This is a genomic window from Cellulomonas sp. P2_B4 (assembly GCF_056404795.1).
Window position 1 is genome coordinate 1 of the sequence record NZ_JBFUDI010000027.1, and the last position, 985, is coordinate 985.

The 985-nt window shown below is 66.4% G+C and carries 1 protein-coding gene; it reads left to right on the plus strand.

Going from position 1 to position 985, the window contains the following annotated elements; genetic code table 11:
* Positions 1-922 (plus strand): SGNH/GDSL hydrolase family protein (locus tag AC1DZC_RS19865; RefSeq protein ID WP_477044463.1); only part of this gene is annotated, 922 nt, incomplete at its 5' end.
* Between the last annotated feature and the right edge of the window lie 63 nt (positions 923-985).

Sequence of the window (985 nt, forward strand, 5' to 3'; positions counted from 1 at the left end):
GGTCTATGTCGAGGGGCGCTTCACCGGAACCAGCCTGACGGTCCGGTTGCGCAACGGCTATGGTCGCCTGCGGCTGCTGATCGACGGCGTGGAACGGCAGCGGTTCGAAAGCTCGGGAAACATCGACGTCACGATCGATCGCCTCGGCGATGGGCAGCATGACGTCAGGCTGGAAAAGCTCAGCGAGACCCAGAGCGACGTCACGCGCCTGATCGGTTTCTATCCGGGCAAGAGCGGCGCGCCGCTCGCCCCGCCTGCCAGGACCGGGCGGCAGATCGAGTTCATCGGCGATTCCTACACGGTCGGATACGGCGACAGCTCACCGGTGCCGACCTGCACGAACGCCGAGATGCATCGGGCCACTGATACGCAACGCGCCTTTGGCCCGTTGCTCGCGCGACGCTTCGGCGCGGATTATCGCGTCAACGCCTATTCCGGGTTCGGCATCGTGCGCAATTATGACGGCAGCCGGGCGGGCGAAACCAAGCCTGGTCTCTATCCCAGGCTCATCCCTTCGGATCCGTCGGCGGTGGAGTCCGATCCGGGCGGCTGGCGCCCTCAGATCATCGTCATCAATCTGGGCACCAACGATTTCTCGACGCCGCTCCACGCCGGGGAGGCCTGGAAGGACCAGGCCGCGCTGCACGCTGCCTATCGGGCGCGTTATGTCGGCTTCGCGCGCGATGTGATGGCACGGCTGCCACAGGCCAGGCTGATCCTGATGGGGTCGGACGCCTTTATCGCCGATGTCGAGCAGGTTGCGGCCGAGCTGGTGCCCGGCGCGCCGGGGCGGATTGCGACCGTTCATTTCGGGGGCCTCGATCTGGACGGCTGCGATGGGCACCCATCGCTGGAGGACCACCAGCGTCTCGCCGGCCTGCTTCAGGCCAGGATCGGTCCGTCCTGGCCTCCTGCTTCCTGAGCCGGATCGATTCAACATAGCGGGCAATCGGCGCAGCATGATGTCGGGCGCGGCGCGTTGCCG